The 18,395-nt window shown below is 49.9% G+C and carries 21 protein-coding genes; 13 read left to right on the top strand and 8 right to left on the bottom strand.

What is annotated here, in order from left to right; genetic code table 11:
* The first annotated feature begins 119 nt into the window (after positions 1-119).
* Positions 120-464, top strand: a complete 345-nt coding sequence (locus JWF83_RS26250; RefSeq protein WP_413653450.1) for a hypothetical protein — start codon at positions 120-122, stop codon at positions 462-464.
* 51 nt (positions 465-515) lie between these two features.
* On the opposite strand, the gene JWF83_RS26245 is transcribed toward JWF83_RS26250, so the two are convergent.
* The 4 genes from JWF83_RS26245 to JWF83_RS26230 form a co-directional block, all read right to left on the bottom strand.
* Positions 516-1,295 carry a lysine/arginine/ornithine ABC transporter substrate-binding protein gene (locus JWF83_RS26245; protein WP_413653449.1) on the bottom strand — a complete coding sequence of 260 codons (780 nt, stop codon included), beginning with the start codon at positions 1,293-1,295 and terminating at the stop codon, positions 516-518.
* Between the two features lie 23 nt (positions 1,296-1,318).
* Complete coding sequence (locus JWF83_RS26240) at positions 1,319-2,422, bottom strand: NAD(P)/FAD-dependent oxidoreductase (protein ID WP_413653448.1); 1,104 nt, start codon at positions 2,420-2,422, stop codon at positions 1,319-1,321.
* Positions 2,423-2,600: 178 nt separating this feature from the next.
* The gene (locus tag JWF83_RS26235) at positions 2,601-3,845 is read right to left on the bottom strand and encodes an MFS transporter (RefSeq protein WP_413653447.1); all 1,245 of its coding nucleotides are present in this window, start codon (positions 3,843-3,845) and stop codon (positions 2,601-2,603) included.
* A 119-nt stretch (positions 3,846-3,964) separates the two neighbouring features.
* The gene (locus tag JWF83_RS26230) at positions 3,965-4,726 is read right to left on the bottom strand and encodes a GntR family transcriptional regulator (protein WP_413653446.1); all 762 of its coding nucleotides are present in this window, start codon (positions 4,724-4,726) and stop codon (positions 3,965-3,967) included.
* A 244-nt stretch (positions 4,727-4,970) separates the two neighbouring features.
* On the opposite strand from JWF83_RS26230, the gene JWF83_RS26225 reads away from it, so the two are divergent.
* The 4 genes from JWF83_RS26225 to JWF83_RS26210 all read left to right on the top strand — a co-directional run bounded on the left by JWF83_RS26225 (position 4,971) and on the right by JWF83_RS26210 (position 9,523).
* Positions 4,971-5,735 (top strand): ABC transporter substrate-binding protein, encoded by a 765-nt coding sequence (locus JWF83_RS26225; protein ID WP_413653549.1) that lies wholly within the window; start codon positions 4,971-4,973, stop codon positions 5,733-5,735.
* 3 nt (positions 5,736-5,738) lie between these two features.
* Positions 5,739-6,716 (top strand): SIS domain-containing protein, encoded by a 978-nt coding sequence (locus JWF83_RS26220; RefSeq protein ID WP_413653445.1) that lies wholly within the window; start codon positions 5,739-5,741, stop codon positions 6,714-6,716.
* Between the two features lie 8 nt (positions 6,717-6,724).
* Positions 6,725-7,537: a PfkB family carbohydrate kinase gene (locus tag JWF83_RS26215; protein WP_413653444.1), complete on the top strand. Its 813-nt coding sequence runs from the start codon at positions 6,725-6,727 to the stop codon at positions 7,535-7,537.
* A 153-nt stretch (positions 7,538-7,690) separates the two neighbouring features.
* The gene (locus tag JWF83_RS26210; protein ID WP_413653443.1) at positions 7,691-9,523 is read left to right on the top strand and encodes a methyl-accepting chemotaxis protein; all 1,833 of its coding nucleotides are present in this window, start codon (positions 7,691-7,693) and stop codon (positions 9,521-9,523) included.
* Positions 9,524-9,576: 53 nt separating this feature from the next.
* Here the strand turns inward: JWF83_RS26210 and JWF83_RS26205 are convergent, their stop codons facing one another.
* Together JWF83_RS26205 and JWF83_RS26200 are read right to left on the bottom strand one after the other, a co-directional pair.
* Entirely contained in the window at positions 9,577-9,747 is a 171-nt protein-coding gene (locus JWF83_RS26205; RefSeq protein ID WP_413653442.1) for an efflux RND transporter permease subunit, read from the bottom strand.
* A gap of 27 nt (positions 9,748-9,774) precedes the next feature.
* Positions 9,775-9,909: a hypothetical protein gene (locus JWF83_RS26200; RefSeq protein ID WP_413653441.1), complete on the bottom strand. Its 135-nt coding sequence runs from the start codon at positions 9,907-9,909 to the stop codon at positions 9,775-9,777.
* Between the two features lie 352 nt (positions 9,910-10,261).
* Between JWF83_RS26200 and JWF83_RS26195 the strand changes: the two genes are divergently transcribed.
* From JWF83_RS26195 to JWF83_RS26170, 6 genes are all read left to right on the top strand, one after another.
* Positions 10,262-11,182, top strand: coding sequence for a LysR family transcriptional regulator (locus tag JWF83_RS26195; protein ID WP_413653440.1), 921 nt, complete (start codon positions 10,262-10,264; stop codon positions 11,180-11,182).
* A 122-nt stretch (positions 11,183-11,304) separates the two neighbouring features.
* A complete protein-coding gene (locus JWF83_RS26190) occupies positions 11,305-11,502 on the top strand; it encodes a tautomerase family protein (RefSeq protein ID WP_413653439.1) in 198 nt (65 codons plus the stop codon).
* Positions 11,503-11,624: 122 nt separating this feature from the next.
* Positions 11,625-11,978 carry a putative quinol monooxygenase gene (locus tag JWF83_RS26185; RefSeq protein ID WP_413653438.1) on the top strand — a complete coding sequence of 118 codons (354 nt, stop codon included), beginning with the start codon at positions 11,625-11,627 and terminating at the stop codon, positions 11,976-11,978.
* A gap of 31 nt (positions 11,979-12,009) precedes the next feature.
* Complete coding sequence (gene grxB / locus JWF83_RS26180) at positions 12,010-12,657, top strand: glutaredoxin 2 (RefSeq protein WP_413653437.1); 648 nt, start codon at positions 12,010-12,012, stop codon at positions 12,655-12,657.
* 68 nt (positions 12,658-12,725) lie between these two features.
* Complete coding sequence (locus JWF83_RS26175) at positions 12,726-13,622, top strand: alpha/beta fold hydrolase (RefSeq protein ID WP_413653436.1); 897 nt, start codon at positions 12,726-12,728, stop codon at positions 13,620-13,622.
* Positions 13,623-13,734: 112 nt separating this feature from the next.
* Positions 13,735-14,373 carry a hypothetical protein gene (locus JWF83_RS26170; RefSeq protein WP_413653435.1) on the top strand — a complete coding sequence of 213 codons (639 nt, stop codon included), beginning with the start codon at positions 13,735-13,737 and terminating at the stop codon, positions 14,371-14,373.
* 331 nt (positions 14,374-14,704) lie between these two features.
* Here the strand turns inward: JWF83_RS26170 and JWF83_RS26165 are convergent, their stop codons facing one another.
* On the bottom strand, positions 14,705-15,565 hold the full coding sequence (locus JWF83_RS26165; protein ID WP_413653434.1) for a LysR family transcriptional regulator: 861 nt from the start codon (positions 15,563-15,565) through the stop codon (positions 14,705-14,707).
* A gap of 101 nt (positions 15,566-15,666) precedes the next feature.
* Here JWF83_RS26165 and JWF83_RS26160 point away from each other — a divergent pair, with 101 nt between their 5' ends.
* Both JWF83_RS26160 and JWF83_RS26155 read left to right on the top strand, forming a co-directional pair.
* The gene (locus tag JWF83_RS26160) at positions 15,667-17,037 is read left to right on the top strand and encodes an MFS transporter (protein WP_413653433.1); all 1,371 of its coding nucleotides are present in this window, start codon (positions 15,667-15,669) and stop codon (positions 17,035-17,037) included.
* Between the two features lie 103 nt (positions 17,038-17,140).
* Positions 17,141-17,545, top strand: coding sequence for a cupin domain-containing protein (locus tag JWF83_RS26155; protein WP_413653432.1), 405 nt, complete (start codon positions 17,141-17,143; stop codon positions 17,543-17,545).
* A gap of 199 nt (positions 17,546-17,744) precedes the next feature.
* Here JWF83_RS26155 and JWF83_RS26150 read toward each other — a convergent pair whose 3' ends face one another.
* Positions 17,745-18,323: a recombinase family protein gene (locus JWF83_RS26150; RefSeq protein WP_413653431.1), complete on the bottom strand. Its 579-nt coding sequence runs from the start codon at positions 18,321-18,323 to the stop codon at positions 17,745-17,747.
* Between the last annotated feature and the right edge of the window lie 72 nt (positions 18,324-18,395).

Below are 18,395 nucleotides of genomic sequence, written 5' to 3'. Positions count from 1 at the left end.
ACCACGCACAAAAACCTTTCATCGCCGACCCGCGCGCTGCAACGCCACTAAAGCTCGCTCAACCGATGCCGATAGTAACAGTGAATATCCCCTCACTATACTTTCGACAGAGGCTAATAATGAAATTCAGATTCGTGACATTTGTGGTCACCTGCTGTGCGCTCCTCACGGCATGCGCATCCAGTAACCAGCAGAATGATAGTTTTGCCTCCGCCAATGAGGCGGCGATCAGCTGCACCCGGCAGTTGCAGGTTGCAAACCAATATAATACCGGTAAGAAAATACTGGCGCCAATTCTGTATGTTAATCGCCAGTTTAACCATAGCGATGATAAAGCCGTAAGCCAGACCAGCTACCGGGCGATCCCCTATTTTGAGGCCACCTCAGTGGACAGAGGCTCGCCTGGCAGCGCCTGGCGTAACTGCATGGTACGCAACAATGTGAAGGCTGCGAGCTGGAGCTGAGTGGTTCGCCAAATGACAGACAGGCCGCAAACGCGTGGCCTGCCTGCAATCCTAGCTGCGCGGGCTGACATCAAAGGTAAAGTACTTTTTGTTCAGTTTGCTGAACGTGCCATCGGCTTTGATTTCGGCTATCGCCTTATCGATTTTTTCTTTTAATTTATCATCGCCCTGGCGCAGTCCAAAACCGGTGCCTTTTCCAAACAGATCATTGTCGCGCACTTCCTCACCATTTAATTCAAAACCGGCGCCCTGCGGTTTACTGAGAAAAGAGAGGGTCGCCGAAGTGGCGTCATCAAGGGTGGCATCAAGTCTGCCAAGCGCCAAATCGGCGTAGATTTGATCGGATGATGCATAGGCGACAATATTAACGCCTTTATTCTGCCAGTGTTTATGGGCATAGGTTTCAAATACCGAGCCCTGTTGTACGCCAACCTGCTTGCCGGTTAAATCATCCGCACCTGACGACAGTCCGGAATTTTTATGGGTAATCAGATAAGCCGGTGTGGTGAATAGCGGTGCGGAGAAATCAATCGATTTTTTTCTTTCATCATTAATCGATAGCGATGACAGGATGGCGTCAAACTTACGCGCCTTCAGCGCCGGTATCAGACCGTCAAAGCTATTCTCAACAAATACACATTTCCGCTGCATTTTCGCACACACTGCTTTACCGATATCAACATCAAAACCAACAATTTCACCCTGAGCATTTTTATATTCGAATGGCGGAAAAGTGGGATCAATACCCAGTTTTAATATCGTGGCGGCGCCTGCGGCAAACACATTAAAACTCATTAACGCTAAAATAATTCCCAGGGGTATTTTTTTCATTACATCACCTTTTTAAATAATCATTATCTGGTCATGAATCTTCCCGGACGAAATGAGGCCAGCATCGGATGCGGCTTGCCGGTAATGATTTCCTGGCTTAGCAACTCGCCGATGATCAATGAAAGCGTTGCGCCTGAATGGGTAAAAGCAAGGTAAATTCCCGGTAGTGGTTCCAGTTCCCCGAGAACCGGGAAGCCATCAGCCGGAACCGGTTTCCAGCCGGCTTTATAACTGGCCAGCGACAGCGCGCCAGAAGTGCTCAGGATCTGATCGGCGGCGGCGAGGAGCTCATTAATCACCGCATCCGGAACCGAGAAGTTACCCGCGGCATCCGGTTTAATCTCGTCGGTATACCAGCTATGGTCTACCGCCAGCGCCTTACCAGGATGCGGTCGCATCGCCACCCGCGGGGTATTCAGCACTACTGCCGGACGCTGATCAACCGGATCGGTAATCGCCAGCATGGATAATACCGAGCCATCCGGCAAATCGACACCTAACTCCGCTAACAACCTGACGGTTGAGGCGCCGCAGGCGAGTAAAACTTTATCACAGAGAAATTCGCCATTATTCTGCGAGTGAACCCCGGTAACGCCCTGCTGCGCATCATAGAGCGGCACGGTTTTGCCGGCATTCTCAATCAGGGTTCCGCCGAGATGCGTAAACTCCGCAATACAGTGCGCAATAAAATCCGGCAGGTTGACCCAGCCTTCGCCAGGATTAGATATTGCCGGCTCGATAACTGCCGCCGGGGTAATCGCCTGGTCGAGATCGGCAACCTGCTGCGCGGAGAGCAACTGCGCGTCATAGCCGCGGGCGCTCTCTGCCGTATACCATTGCCGCACTTCATTATTATTATCTGACCAGTACACCCCGCCATCAAATTTCAACCAACTCAATTCGGGATGGTTACAGTACAGCGTACGGAAGCGGTCGATGCCCGCCATGCGCAGTTGATAATAATCCGCCGGCCAGAGACCCGAAGCGTTTAACCATGAGAGTGAACGACCGGAAGCGCCGGAAGCTAATTCTGCTTCGGTAAACAGCTGCACCTTTGCACCGCCACGTGCGAGGTGCAATGCAGAGGAAACCCCGATAACGCCACCACCAATAACTGCGACATTCATAGTTGCAATCCCTGATATTAACCAGCCATGTGAAAGTTGTTAACAATAAGCACAACTTCCAGGATGCGGGTAATACCATTAGCTTATGATATATAGCTATTTTTGCGACTTATCATCTCGCTGGCCGCCATCATTTTGTCCCGGCGCTGGCATAATGGCGGCAGCCAATCCGCGGCGTTTACCGGCTGGCGGCAGTGTCCGTTTCTAAACGCTGACGGCGGCGCAAATGAGGAAATAACTTCATCCAGACCGCGACTACCACCAGGGTACCGACCCCGCCTAATACGGCGGCAGGTACCGCGCCCATCAACGCCGCCAGTAAACCAGATTCGAACTCACCCAACTGATTTGAGGTATTGATAAAAATACCATTAACCGCATTAACGCGCCCACGCATCGCGTCAGGCGTATCCAGCTGAACCAGCGCGCCGCGGATCACCATGCTGATCATATCGAAGCCGCCGAGGGCGGCCAGCGCCAGCAGTGAAAGCCATAGCTGGCTGGAGAGAGCAAATACCAGCGTGGCGAAACCGAAGCCGGCGACCGAGCCAAACATAATCATGCCGACATTTTTTTCCAGCTTATGACGACTCAGCCAGATACCCACCAGCAAAGCGCCGACCGACGGCGCCCCGCGCAGCATCCCCAGGCCCCACGGGCCGGTGTGCAAAATATCTTTGGCGAAAATCGGCAGCAATGCCGTTGCCCCGCCGAGCAGCACCGCAAACAGATCGAGGGAAATCACGCCCAGGATATCGCGACGGGCGCGGATAAATCCCACCCCGGCGAACAGCGTTTTCAGGGTGGCGGGCAGGCGCGGCTGCGGCGGTCTGACATAGCGAATGCGGCTAACCATAATAATCGACAGCAGGTAAAACGCGGCGGCGACGCCATACACCACATCAGGCCCGGCGACATATAAAAACCCGCCAAGGGTGGGGCCGATAATCACTGCCGCCTGGCCACCGACCGCATTAGCGGCAGTGGCGCGCGCCAGCACGTCGGGCGGCACCAGTGACGGCAGCATCGATTGCATCGCCGGTCCTTCCAGCGCTTTGGCCAGCGAAATCAGAAAGACCAGCCCCCAAAGCGCATTTTTATCCGACCACTGATAAAACGTCAGCAGGATAAGCGCGACCAGCGCGCCCCACTCCAGTATCTGACCAAAGAGTGCGATGCGCCGGCGATCATATTGATCGGCTAAATGTCCGGCCGGTAACGCCAGCAATACTGACGGCAGGAATTGCATCAGGCCAATCATACCGAGCGCCATGGCACTGTTGGTAAGAGCATAGATTTGCCAGCTTACCGCCACCGAAAACATCTGAAAACCAAACGAAGAACAGGTGCGCGCCAGCCAGAATGCGACAAAAGCGCGATGTCGCAGCAACGAACTGCCGGTTGCTGTTGCCAGTGGAACCATATGCCATCCCTATATTTTATTGTCAGGCGCACTGCGCCAGCGTCGACCTGCAGTCGATCGATTATTGACGGCCTGCCGCCGTTATCAACCCCTTGCCGGATTGATATTGCATGATTTTTTCAGCTAACTGAAGTCATTACCGGATTGCGAATTTTAAACGAGACCTTTTCCGGATGATTGACCGATACCAGATATTCCACCGGGCTGCCCTGAGTATCGGTGATCACTCCGCGGTAGACCAGCGCCGGCGTGTCGGGCGGCACCTGCAACAAGGTATATTCTTCTTCACTCATGGTGGCGATTTTGATGGTGCCTTCATCCGAGGCGATATGAATATGGTAAAGACCGCTTAACAGCTTATACAGCGAGCCGTGTTGCTCAAGCATGCTGGCGGTCAGCCCCGGTACCCGATGCAGCGGCAGGTAGCTGGTTTCCAGACAAAATGGCGACGCATCGGCAAAGCGTAAACGTTTCATCATAACAATCGGGTCGCCAGCTTCAATATGCAGCAACCGGGCAATGCGCACGCTGGCGCTGGCATGCTGAAAATAGAGCAGATGGCTGCCGGGTATCGCCCCATTGACTTCGGTGATCTGACTGATGCCCTGCTCCACCGGGCTGGTCAGTGGCCGCTCAATGACCGTTTGCCGAATCCAGGTTCCCTGATTGCCGCGGCGCTCCAGGATCCCGGCGTCAACCAGCTCCGCCAGAATCTTGCGCAGCGTCATGCGGCTGAGGCCGATCATCGCCACCAGTTCACGTTCCGCCGGGATCTGATCGCCGGTATTGAACTCCGCGGTGCCAAGCAGCGCCAGAATCTTCTTCTTTGCTTCCAGATAGGATTTCCGCGGGCGTCGTTGCCCACTGCTTTGATCGCTCATGGTCTATTTAACTGGTTATCCGTGTCGGTCTGAAACGCAGATGGTCTAATTTAATCGTTGGTAAATCAAGCCTTTTTTTTGCCCGATCGCGACGTCACCGTGATGGTGCAAACAGACCATAAAATGCAATAACTAATTGTTTTATAAAATTTTTCATAAATAGATTGCGGATGGTCGCGGCTGCAGATATATATTTATGGTCTATTTAATGGTTAGGTTACAGGGGTAAACAATGAAACTGTCAATGTCGAGGTTGTGTCTGAGTTTTGCCTGCCTTGCTTCCGCTGCGGCGATGGGTGCGGAAAAACAAATCCGTTTTGGTACCGATCCTACTTTCCCCCCGTTTGAGTCCCGTTCCGCCAGCGGTGAACTACAGGGGTTTGATATTGATCTTGGCAATGCTATCTGTGCTCATCTGCAGGCGAAATGCATCTGGACCGAAAACACCTTTGATGGCCTGATCCCGGCGCTGAAGGCGCGTAAGTTTGACGCCATTCTGTCGTCGTTATCGATCACGGATGAAAGAAAGAAATCCATCGATTTCAGTGACAAGCTCTTTAATACCCCGGCGTATCTGGTCGCCGCCAAAGGCAGCGCCCTTACTGCCGCGCCGGCGACACTGCAGGGTAAGCATATCGGTGTTCAGCAGGGATCGGTTTTTGAGGTTTACGCGCTTAAACACTGGCGTCCGGCTGGCGCTGAAGTGATCTCCTATCCAAGTGCCGATGCGGTCTATGCCGATCTGGTCGCCGGTCGTCTCGATGCCACCCTTGATGATGCCACGGTGGTTACCCAGTCGCTGCTCAGTCGCCCCCAGGGCAAGGGATTCACCCTTATCGAGCAGGTTAAAGACGAGGCTATTTTTGGCCCGGGCACCGGCATCGGCGTGCGCAAAGGTGACGAGGTTACCTTAGCGCAGTTTAACCAGGCTATAAGTGCCATTCGTGCCGATGGCACCTATGACCGGCTGGCAAAAAAATACTTTAATTTCAATATTTATGGTGATTAAGCAATGAAAGCAGCAACGGCAATGGCCACCCTGATTGAGCAACATTTTAGCGCTGACAATCCGCTGCGCCAGGTAGTTCTGGTGGCCTGTGGCGGTTCACTGGTCGATATGTATCCGGCGCACTATTTTCTTAACCGCGAATCCGCGCAGTTGCACAGTTATATGATGACCGCCAATGAGTTTGTCTATGCGCCGCCAAAAACGCTGGGTAAACAGACCCTGACGATTGTCTGCTCACACGGCGGCAATACGCCGGAATCAGTTGCCGCCGCGCGACTGGCGCGTGAGCATGGCAGTGTAACCATTACGTTAACCCATAACCCGGAAGCCGGACTGCTTAACTGGTCGAATCATAATGTGCTGTATGAATGGGGTGGCGAAAGTCAGGTCACCAACAACCCGATGGCGCAAATTCTGAGCTACTGCGTCGAAGCGGTCGAACAGACGGAAGGCTTTGCCGGTTACGCTGATTTCCAGCACGGACTGGCGCAGATTGATGGCATTATTGCCCGCGCCTGTCAGCAAACTCTGCCGCGCAGCGCTGATTTTGCCGCCCGCTTTCAGCACGAATCGTTATTCTATGTGCTGTCCAGCGGCGCGTCCTACGGACATGCCTATGGGTTCGCCATCTGCTCACTGATGGAAATGCAGTGGCTAAATGCCGCCAGTATTCATAGTGGTGAATTCTTCCACGGGCCTTTTGAGGTGACGGATGAAACCACACCGTGGCTGGTAATGGTCAATGAAGGACAGACCCGTCCGCTGGATGAACGCGTAGTCGCATTCCTGCAACGCTATGCCAAAAAAATTGAAATTATCGATGCGCGCGAACTGGGCCTGCAACAGATCGCCGCTAACGTTGTTGATTATTTTAATCCGGTTCTGTTCTATAGCGTGATGTGCACCTATCGTTCCGCCCTGGCCGGGATCCGTCATCACCCGCTGGAAACCCGCCGTTATATGGGCAAAACGCATTATTGAGGTTAAAAATGAAAGTGTTAGGCGCAGGTGATAATGTCATTGATCGCTACTGTCATGCCGGAGTGGGCTATCCGGGAGGAAATGCCGTTAACTTTAGCGTTTATGCCGCCATGCTGGGGGTTAACGCCGCCTATCAGGGGATCTTTGCCGACGATCGGGCCGCAGAACATCTGAAAAAGGTGTTAACGGCCCGGCAGATTGATATCAGCCACTGCCTTACGGTGGCGGGCGAAAGCGGCTATGCCAGCCTGACCATCAATGATGGCGAGCGTATTTTCCTCGAGTCGAACGCCGGCGGCGTCCGTCAGAGCACCGCGATGGATTTTATGCTCGCAACCCGCGACTGGCTGGCGGAATTTGCCCTGATCCATACCAGCGCTTATAGCTATATCGATCATCTGCTGCCGGCGCTTTCGACCCTGCCAGGGAAATTATCGTATGATTTTTCAGATGATTTTTTACCCGGGCAGGCGCTGCCGCTGTGCAAATGGCTGGACTATGCGTTTTTCTCCTGCGCCGGTAAAAGCCTGCGGGAAACGCAACATCTGCTGACAGCGGCGCAGGCGCAGGGATGCCCGCTGGTGGTGGCCACCCGTGGCGTTGACGGCGCGATTCTGTTTGATGGTGTTCACTGGCACGAGGTGAAACCGGTGGCTATCAGGCCGGTTGATACCTTAGGCGCCGGCGATGGCTTTATCACCGCATTTCTGCTGGCGCATTTGCAACATAAAACACTGAGCGCGAGTCTTGATGCCGCTGCGGTTTTCGCCAGTGAGATTTGCGCCCTGCATGGCGCCTTCGGCGAACCGCTGGCGTTATAACTCTCCCTCTTTTCCACGGGAGCCATTGATGGCTCCCCTGCCTCTTTCCCCCCCTCCGCCCCCCTAAACTAATGTCAGCGACGGCCGATAACTGATTTGATTGATTACGTGTTATCTCCATCGTCCACAACGGGTAAGGCAGAGGAACAAATAATGATAACAAGTATAGGATCCCGATTACGCAACGTACGCATCTCATACAAGCTGTCAATCGGGTTCGGTCTGGTGTTGTTTCTGGTGGCGCTGGCTACCATGCTCAGCATCGGCAGATTTAAAGCCATTCGCACCGTGTATGAAAAAACCAACCTGGTGTATGACATCAATATTGAAGTGTTTCAGGCCAAAATAAACCGTCTTAAATATCTGTATAATGGTGACGAGAAATCGGGCAAGGTGATGTCGGATTTTGTCACCCACGCCTCGCAACTCACCGGGCAGGCCAGTCAGCTCGACTGGGCGCCGGCGCAAAAGCAAATTATTGAAGATATTGCCGGTCATCTGAACAGTTTCCAGAGCAGCATCGGCGCCATGACCGCCGCTACGGTGAAATTAGCCGCGCTGCGTACGCAGCTAAACAACTTTAACGATCAGGATCTGTCAGCCAGTTATCGTCTGCTGATTAGCGACCAGGCGACAACCAGCAAAGTATTTGCTCAGCTGCTGGCAATCAGCCAAATCCGCGAAGAAGCCTATGTCCTCAGTTTCAGCGCCAATCCCGCACTGCGCAAGGTGTTAGAGAGTCATTTTGCCAGCGCGCAAAGCGCGATGGCAGAGCTGTTGTCGCAACTGCCCGTCGCCAGCCAGAACGCGCTGAAAGCGCTGTGGGATAATGCGGTCAGCTATAAGCAGCTGAGTGAAGAGTATGATGCCACTTATGCCCAATTACGCGCCGCAGAAGATTTAGTGAAAACCGCCGGTGATAAGAGCAGCGCCGCGGTGAAACAAATTATGGCGTTAGTTAAAGTCGAAAATGATGAACTGGCTTTTGGCTCCGCCAATATCATGTTAATCATGGGCGCACTGGCGATCCTGTTTGGCGTTATTGTCGCCTGGTCGATCATTCGACAGATTACCCGTCCGGTACGGCAGAACCTGGCCCTCGCTGAACGTATCGCCAGCGGCGATCTCAGCTCTGATTTTACCACCAACAGCAGTGATGAATTAGGCCAGCTGACGACAGCCATGGGGCGAATGAATGAACGCCTGCGCAGCGTGATTGGCGATGTGCGTAACAGCGTGGTCACCGTTTCTCACGCCGCCAGCACCATTAACAGCGGCAATACCGACCTGTCATCAAGGACCGAACAGCAGGCCGCTGCCGTAGTCCAGACTGCCGCCAGCATGGAGCAGTTAACCTCTACGGTGAAAAACAACGCCGATAATGCGCGTCACGCCAGCGAAATTGCCGCCCAGGCATCCAAAACCGCTATTGATGGCGGTACGGCGGTGCGTGATGTGGTGAAAACCATGGGTGATATTTCCGCCAGTTCGAAGAAAATTGCCGATATCACCGCCGTGATTAACAGTATTGCTTTTCAGACCAATATCCTCGCGCTGAATGCCGCCGTTGAAGCCGCTCGCGCCGGTGAGCAGGGACGTGGCTTTGCGGTGGTCGCCAGTGAAGTGCGCAATTTGTCACAGCGCAGTTCGCAGGCGGCGAAAGATATTGCCCAGTTAATCAACGAATCCGTTACCCGTATTGATAACGGCAACGCGCTGGTGGCCCATGCCGGTAACACCATGGAAAACGTGGTCAGCGCAATTACACGGGTTAACGATATTATGGGAGAAATTTCTACCGCGTCAGAAGAGCAGAGCCTCGGTATTGCGCAGATTGCCCGCGCGATCAGTGAGCTGGACACCACCACGCAGCAAAATGCCTCACTGGTGCTGGCCTCGTCCGTATCGGCGAATAGTCTGGAAGAACAGGCGGTACTGCTGGAAAATCTGGTGAATCATTTCCGGCTGGAAAAAAACGCGCATTAATCACCGCAGAGAATGCAGCTAACAGGACGCCCGGCATGCCGGGCGTCTTTTTTTTAATCGCGTTTTTTCTGCCGGTGCGTGAGCAAATAAAACGCCGGGATCACCAGCATTGATAATAATGGCGCGCTGACCATGCCGCCAATCATCGGCGCGGCAATGCGCTGCATGACCTCAGAGCCGCTGCCGCCGCCCCACATAATCGGCAACAGCCCGGCATAGCGCAATAATGTGACGCCAGCGCCAGTTGAGCGCTAAATAATAGCCAGCACGATACGGAAAGAAGGATGGCTCGCCGCTTCTTTCTGCGCATCAGTGATATGACAATATTTATTAAGCGTCTGAATATCTGGCGTCACCTGCTTAAATCCCCAATGAATTATAGGCACAGTTATTTTTTTAAGAAAAATTCCCGCTAATTCTTTTCAAAAACTTAAAAACGGAAATGATGAATAAAAACAGCAACCAACCTATTCTTTCGCTACTGCCTACTACCTGAGGAGTTTGCCATGAACACTATCCTGATCACCGGATGCTCGTCCGGGTTCGGTCTTGAGACCGCCCGCTACTTTCTTGGGGTCCGCTTGGAAAACGGAAAATATCCTACGCTAAGACATCTTCTCGAGCTGGGGCAGATTTGAGCGCGAAGTAGACGTGCCGTTTTAACACCCTTCGCTTGCGTCTTTTTATGTTTCGGCTTTACGCTAGCGTATCTTTTGGTTATTCATTCTGGCTTATCCGATGTCAACCGTGATTTCTACCGAATCTTTTAGCAGTATCGTCCACTTTGTGACGGCCGCAAATTCTGGCAGTTTTACCGAAGCGGCTGAACAACTGGGCATATCGAAATCGACAATAGGCAAGAGTATTCAGCGGCTTGAGCACAATCTCGGTGTTACCTTATTTCATCGCACAACGCGTAAAATCAGCCTGACCACCGAAGGGGAAGCATATCTGGCAAGCTGCCAGAGCGCGCTTCAAACCCTGCAGATGGCAGAAATGGCGCTGCGTTCAAAGCTCACGGAACCTTCCGGTACAGTCAGGATAGATCTGCCTGCCGCATTTGGCCGCTCGGTGATGATGCCGGTGCTGATGGATATGACAAAACGCTATCCGTATCTGAAGCTGACCATCACTTTCAATGATCGTATTATTGATCCGCTTGATGTTGGTTTTGACCTCGCTATCCGTTTTGGTCCGGTGAAAGACACCACCGACCTCATCGCCCGTAAACTGAATAATCAACATCTGATTATCTGTGCCTCTCCCGCCTATATCTCTAATTTCGGCACGCCTGAAACGCTGGCCGAACTGGCTAATCACCGCTGTATTCTCGCCTGGCGGGGGGGAGCCCCACTCAGCTGGTTGATACGCGATGAAAACGGAAAGGACATAAGATTCAAACCTGCACCTTTTCATCAAATCAGCGATGGCGACGCAATGATCGATGCCTGTATTGCCGGAGCTGGCCTGATACAGTTTCCTGAAGCGCTTTTGCGACCCCATATCCAGACTGGAAAGCTGGTGCCACTGCTTGCAACCTGCAATCCTGCCCCCACCGAACTCAACGTGATATGGCCGCGAGCGCGCCATCTGCTGCCCGGAGTACGCTTTATCATTGATGAGTTGATTACGCTTGCTGCAAAAAACGCATTCGAATGATTGTAGAACTCAGTTCTACACTCTGTCCTCTTTTAGCCTGTTTATCGACTTCTGTTATCAGCGTAGGATTTCTTCATGGTCAGATAATCTGACAATTCGTCCACTTATGAAGGGGTTCTGCCATGCCAGTAGTTAATATCCAGATGTTCGAAGGCCGTGATGATGCTAAACCTGCTATCGCAAAAGCAGTCACAGAAGCTATCGCAACACATGCCAAAGTGGATCCACAGTACGTCTATGTCATTTTTAACGACGTAACTACCGACAACTGGGCAATTTCAGGTGAGATTTTTTCTGAGACACTGAAAAAATCGGGTTAACAGTTCCTGCTCCTGATTCGTACCTGCCGTTATGTTTCCGCGCGTAACGGCATCATCCTCTTGCGGAGAACATCCTGTTCCTGCTTGCTGGTTCACCTGCCCCCACAGTTCTGGAGATTACGATGAAAAATGAAATCACCTGTGTGTTTAACCTGTCCGTCAATGACGGAAAACTCCCGGCATTTAAAGAGTTAGTTTCACGCGTGGTAGAAGCCACCAGTAAAGAACCAGGTACGTTAAGTTACGTTTACAGTGTCAGTGAAGATCAGCAAAAAGCACATATTGTTGAGCGATATCGTCAACAAGACCTGGTGAGCCATGTTGACCACACGTTTGCACCTTTCGCCGAAACCTTTCTCTCTTTAGTCAACATCACCGGCCTGACAGTTTACGGTGAACCTGATGATGAAATCCGTAAACGGTTAGACCCCTTTGGGGCCGTGTATATGAAACCTTTCGATGGATTTACTCGCTAGTTTTACAACTTAAATGATTAAAGACTTCCCTATGAAACTTTATATCTACGACCACTGCCCGTTCTGCGTACGTTCACGCATGATCTTTGGCCTGAAAGATGTTGCATGTGAAATCATCACGTTGCCAAATGATGATGAAGAAACACCTGTGAGCCTTATTGGAAAAAAAATGCTCCCCATACTGGTCACTGAAAGCCATGATGCGATCGGTGAGAGTATGGACATCGTCAAATATATTGATGAAACCTACGGAACGCCTGTATTAACAGTATCTGATGATTCAGCCATAGAAGCCTGGATGGAAGACGCTACGAATGTGATTTTTCCGCTGGCAATCCCCCGCTGGGCAAGTTCTGACTTTGAAGAGTTCCGTCAGGATGCGGCGATGCAATATTTTCTTCAGAAGAAAGAAGCCTTTTTTGGCCCCTTTTCGCGCTTGCTGGATCAAACCGAAACGATGGTTACTGAGATAAACGCAAAACTTGAGATTCTTGATAGTTTGTTAGTGCGGCAAGAGAGAGTGACCGGGCATTTCTCCCTCACCGATATTCGCCTTTTCCCGCTGCTGCGCTCGCTATCTATTGTTAAAGGGATCTACTGGCCGCCACGGGTTCATGAATCGATGAAAGAGATGGCCGAGAGATCGCGGGTTAATCTCAATGACAATATTGCTATCTGAATCCGCACCAGCCAGAGTTTCTGGTACAAGCTTAGAAGCTTTTAATCTAATCAGTCAGGAGGTTGTTAATGAAGAAAATTGGCGCAAGCCTTATCGCATTTTGCATGTTTTCAGTTACGGTTCAGGCAGCCCCGATTCAGCCAAATCAACCTTTACACTGGTTCGGAGAGCAGCCAAACAGCTACCGGAGCTCAACGCCTTACGGTAACAACGCAAAAGCCGGACATTATGTGCAGTCTGGCGACGCAAAAATTTATTATGAAGTCTATGGTTCCGGCAAACCCGTAGTGCTGTTGCACGGGGGGATTGTCGGTTCCATGGCTGAGATGGGCGAATTTGCCGACAAACTTAAAGACAACCATCTCGTGATAATGGTGAACACACGTGGACACGGAAAATCTGATGTTGGTAACGTCCCGCCGAGCTATAAACAAAAAGCAAAAGACCTGCATGAAGTACTTTCGGCCGTAAACATTTCAAAAGCTGATGTAATCGGTTTTAGCGATGGCGCCTATACGGGCTACCAGTTTGCCGCAGATTATCCGCAGAAAATCAATAAACTTGTTGCGATTGGTGCAGGTGAATGGGCAAAAGGCTTTGTTCAGGGTGGGCGTAAAGATCGTAATACCCCCTTACAGTCCGTTATCGACCTCGATCCCCGATACTGGGCAGAGCAAGCTGAAATACGACCACAGCATGACAAAATCACCGAATGGTATAAACAAGCTAACCAACAATACGACCAGACTACTGTAGGTAAGTCACTGTTCCAGGCTATCCATGCTCCAGTGCTTGTTCTGGCAGGTGAAAAAGATATGAATGCGCCACTCGATACTGTGATCGCTGCCTACAAAATGCTGCCAAATGCCCAGCTCGCAATTATTCCCGGAGCTCCGCATCCGGCTTTCGCTGTCAATTTTGATGCAGTCTGGGCGAATATCGCGCCTTTTCTGGGAAGCAAATAAGGTTTCTGGCAGTATTACTGGATGCCTGTCCGCTTCACGCGCATAATAACGTTGTCGTTTGAGCGCGAGCTATAGTGAAATGAGCCAATCTGACAATATACAGGAATTTACCATGTCATCACTGATACAGCCGCTTTTGCAACCAGAAGATTTCATTCTTTCCGGAGTCAGCCTCGAAAGATGCTTATACCAGCATTATCCGGCTTTTCGTATGACAATGCCGCGAGAGACCATCCAGGACCCGGAAAAAGAGAGTCTGACAGACAGGAATTTGATGGCCTGGCTGCCCCTTGATTTTTGTGACGGAGAAATTGAACTCTGGGTTGCCAGTGAACTCGTTCCTGAGGCTCCTGCCTATGCTCGTGGCTTTATAGGCGTGAGTTTCCGTATTAATGAACAAGGCCAGTTTGAAAGCATTTATTTGCGGCCAACAAACAGTCAGTCCGATGATCAGGTCAGACGAAACCATAGCGTACAATACGTGGCGTTCCCGGAATATCGATTTGATCGTCTCAGGCTTGAATCACCTGAGAAATATGAAACCTATGCTGAACTGGAGTTAGCTTGCTGGATGCATATGCGGATTGATGTAAAAGGAGAACGCGCAGTACTTTACCTGAATCATTCTGATAAGCCTGCTTTAATCGTCAATGACCTTAAACTGGGAGCAGATCAGCGTGGTGGCGTTGGCGTATGGCTTGAGTCGGGGACTGTGGCGTATTTCCGGGAGCTTACAATCCGTGGCGGATAAAAGGTATAGTAATCGGCGCTGTATTCCTTTTTGGGGATTTCCTGAGAGATCCTTAATCGAGTCAGAAAAGAGCAACAGTCTGTTTTATGTGTACATCACATAAGACAGACCTGCTTCTCTGTCGCAAACCTGGCAACCCCTGAAACCTGTTGGCCAAGATATTTTCAATATATTACCAACTTTAATCTCCAGTAACGAAACGTGTTTTACAGCTTCTCATAGTTTATTAGAATCCAATTCATACTCAGGCACATGTGTTTACTGTTAATCATACATAGTTTAATTGTTCATCACTTAAGGTTGGCTCTATTTTCAGGGGGAATATTGTTACTTATTTCAAACCTAACCCAACCTTGTTCAGTATATCCGATATGACATTCGAGGCGCGTACCACTAAGGGATCATTGCGCCGATCCGGGTGCTTTGCTATCCAAATGTCAAGGCTGAGCATAGGTTCATTTACCTCGAGCTTAACCAGCCGTTTATCGCTATCTGCAAGGAAGCATGGCAAACCTGCAACTCCCACGCCTGAACAAACCGTTTCATACTGATGACTGAGATCGGCCATCTCACATAAAACATGCTTTTCGCCTATTATTTTATCAAGCCACTGCTTATGTTCAAAATTGGTAACGCGTTCAGGATAGGCTATAAATTCCCAGGATTCTGGTGTCTTAAGATGGCTGTAACGACTTGCAGCATAAAGCGCAAAATCCATTTTTCCAATTTTCCTGATTATATCTGTATCTTTAACTCCAGGGGATAGTCTGATGGAAAGGTCTGCCTCAAGCCTGGACAGAGAAACAAAGTGGACATCACTTAAAATGGAGATAAGGACGCCAGATAGTTCCTGCGATAATTTCAACATGTTAGTAGCAAAAAAATGTCTGGCAAGAACGGGGGGTGCGGAAATAGCCAACTTCTCTCTTTTTTCTTTATTCGCAATCGACAGGCGCTTTATTTTAAACGTACAGGCTTCTATCTCAAGCGCTTCTGTAAGAATAATCTTTCCTTGTGCCGTCAACTTTGCCTCACGCGGGTGGCGCTCGATAAGTTTCAACCCAAGTTCAGCTTCGAGTGACATCAGACGGCGGCTTACCGTTGCCTGGTCAACCTCCAGAGCCTTAGCAGCCCCTGATAGGGTACCAGCTCTTACTACGGCAACGAAAAAACGAAGATTTTCCCAATTCATTTTGTATGCACTTTTGCATGGATATTGTGCATATTTTAATATTTATACATAGTCCTGCAAGTCCTATCATGACATTAGTTTTTTATTTCTGGATAGACATAATGTCAAAATACACCCCTTCGTTGATAGCCATACAGCTCGCCACCTGTATGGGATTCCTGGTGGTTCAACTGGATGTGAGCGTAGTCAATGTTGGCTTAGGCTCACTTAAAAATGCCTTCAATACCAACCTTACTGGTCTTCAGTGGGTGATTAACAGCTACGCATTGGTGTTTGCAGCATTGCTGATCATTGGTGGAGCCTTTGGGGATAAGTTCGGGGCGCGAAATATTTTTACCTGGGGATTCGCATTATTTACGGTGGGTTCCATCGGATGTGGCCTTGCCAATAGCCTGTCTTTGCTCATTGCCCTGAGAGGAGTTCAGGGTATGGGGGCAGCCCTGCTTGTGCCTACTTCTCTGACACTGATCAGACTGTCATTTATCGACCCGGGTATGAGAAGGACCGCAGTGGCAACCTGGGGAGCCTGTGGGGGGATAGCCTTAGCTGCGGGGCCAGTTTTGGGCGGCATGTTAATTCAGTATTTCGGATGGCGCAGCGTTTTCCTTATAAACGTGCCACTGGGCTTACTCGCGATTTTCCTGATTTTGCGTTCAGCACCGCCATCGCCACGGGTAGATAAAAAAGTCGATGGATTAGGCCAGGGAACGATTGCGGTAAGCATTGCGGCATTAACCTATGGATTAACTCAGTCAAGCTCTGAAGGATGGTCCCGGGGGCCTGTAGCCATGATGGCCGTTGCAGCGATATTTTTAGTGCTGTTCATCCAGGTTCAAAGACGCGTTGCGTCCCCTATGCTGCCCCCGCGCCTGGCTAAAAATAAAATTTTGGCCACCACAGCGCTCTGTGGTGCGGTAATCAATCTCACCTTTTATGGAACAGTCTTTGACCTGAGCATCTATTTCCAGAGCATTCTTCATTACGATGCAATCAAAACGGGACTATCTTTTATTCCTTTAACGGCTGTGCTGACAATATCTACAATGGTTTCCACACGAGTAGCAAAAAAAGTCAGCGATATCCGTATCATCACCACAGGCTTTAGTGTTCAGATAATTGGATTTATTTTGCTGTCACAGTTAACAGAGTCCAGTTCTTTATGGTTCATGAACAGTACTCTCATGATGGTCGGTATTGGTAGCGCAATGTCTGTACCTTCAATTACCAATTCTATGCTCTCTTCAGTATCTCTGGATGACGCGGGAATGGCTTCTGGCCTGATGGCATCTGCAAGGCAAATTGGTGGCGTTATTGGTGTGGGTTTGTTTGGTTCCATGATTGCCCACAGTGACCTGCGTTCATTTTCTACCGGTATGGCATATGGCATGTGGTTATCTGCGTTTTGTCTACTTATTTGCATAGGTATTAACACACTGGTATTGCATCGGGAAAAAGTCCAGGTAAAGACCTGAAAGGGAGGTAATGCAAGGTATTCGATATTTTTAAGTATTCATAAACATGTCGAAAATATTTTTTTACAGGTAATGAAAGTTCAACGAAAATATGGAGCGAATTATGTCTACTCATTCTAAAGAACAAGCCGACCAAACATCTGAGTTTGAATCAGAAGGTGTAAAATCGGAAGAACTGGTAAGTAGTGGCAGCGCATGGAACGGAAAAATTTATGAAAAATACCCGGAAGGTAAGCCGCATTTAACCGTCATGAAAATGCACTTTGAGCCGAATACCACTTTGCCCTGGCACACTCACCCGATGCCTAATGTTGCCTATATTGTTTCTGGGTCTCTAACTATTGAAGACAAAGAAACGGGCGAAAGTCGGAAATTTACCGCAGGTGAAGCGTTTAACGAATCTGTTGATGATGTACATCGCGGTTTTACCACTGATGAACCGGTCGAAGTGATTATTACTTATGCAGGAGTTGAAGGGCAGGCGCTTTCAGAACCTTCTAATTCTTAATCTTAACTAAAGCATACTGTTATAGTATGCTTTTTATCTATAATATGATTTGTTATTCCTCTGATTAAACAATCTTCTAAATCATATATTGGAGTTAAATCCTGGTATTGATAATATATTTAAATATTAACACTACCAGGTTTGGGCTCATAGCAGACATTGATATTCAGTCGCGTTTGAGCAATGTTTATATTCATGGTTATCGCGATTCTACTTTTACCCGGAGTATAGTTTGCCGTGTTGTATTAAATTCACGGGCAACGGCACTCGTGCTCACTCCGGCATTAAGTCGTTCTGCTACTATGCGCTTTTTCTCATCGCTCAGGATTGGCGGGCGCCCAAAACGTTTTCCCGACGCTTTGGCACGGGCAATACCTGCATGGGTGCGCTCAAGCAAAAGGTCTCGCTCAAACTCAGCGACTGCAGAAATAACCTGCATCGTCATCTTTCCGGCCGGACTTGTAAGATCCACACCACCTAATGCAAGGCAATGAACACGGATTTCTGACGCGGTGAGCAACTCCACCGTTTTCCTGATATCCATCGCATTACGCCCTAGTCGATCAAGTTTTGTCACGATCAGAACGTCACCATTTTCCATTCGATCAAGTAACCTAATAAATCCGGGGCGCTCTCCTGCAGCCACCGAGCCGCTGATGTATTCCTCGATTAAACGCTGTGGTCTGATGGCAAAACCTGCCGCCTCAATTTCTCTGCGCTGGTTTTCAGTGTTTTGCTCCAGTGTGGACACGCGGCAATAGGCAAAAACTCGTGACATAGGGTTACTTACTGTACGAAATGGATGTACGGATTATAACACTTGTACGAAAATAATTTTACTAACTTTCGG

Origin of the sequence: Pantoea sp. B65, from assembly GCF_047308185.1 — a bacterium.
Lineage (GTDB): Bacteria > Pseudomonadota > Gammaproteobacteria > Enterobacterales > Enterobacteriaceae > Erwinia.
Note: the sequence above shows the minus strand (reverse complement) of the source record. Positions and strands in the feature narration are given on the sequence as shown.